General features: G+C 27.4%; 1 protein-coding gene. It reads right to left on the reverse strand.

The genetic code is table 11. From position 1 onward, the window contains the following. Positions 1-51: 51 nt before the first annotated feature. Positions 52-453, reverse strand: a complete 402-nt coding sequence (locus tag KPL51_RS23165) for a DUF4829 domain-containing protein (RefSeq protein WP_216166790.1) — start codon at positions 451-453, stop codon at positions 52-54. Positions 454-594: the final 141 nt, after the last annotated feature.

Here is a 594-nt window from a genome sequence, read left to right on the forward strand (position 1 = left end):
TATATGAAGATTGCGAACTATCCGTTTGCAAGTACATATTGTATGATTATACTAATGTCCAAAAGAACTTATTAGCCAAGGTGAATTTTTGTCTTTTCTGATTAAAGTATAACTATATTTATCCCTACCACTGTCAGTGGGACCTACTCCCTCTTTTTTATATTTAACTTCAAAATCCACGTTAAAAATAGTTACATTTTCTAATTCTGATTTTTCTTTTTCCGTATCTATTATTTGACCTTTTTTCGTCTGGCGTAGGTATACTTCCTTATTTGCTTTTTTAGTATCTTCAATTATATTGATAACTTTAATATATTCTAAATTATCAAATCCCCAATATGATTCTGAGGAATGATATTTTTCAGTTGTTAATGTATTCATACCTTCCAAATTCTTTTGGTTATAATATTTGAAAAATCCTTCTACAACTTCCTTTGGCTTTAATAACGACATATCAATCTTTTTATCCTTTGAATTTTGGGTTGTACATCCTGTTAAAATCATTAACAAACAGAAAATTGTTAATCCAATTTTCTTATTAATAATAATCGCCCCCTTTTAATTATCTTTATAATTTAGTACGCACTTTTTTAC

The sequence above is a fragment of the Clostridium bowmanii genome, from assembly GCF_018861315.1.
Taxonomy (GTDB): Bacteria; Bacillota; Clostridia; order Clostridiales; family Clostridiaceae; genus Clostridium_AD; species Clostridium_AD bowmanii.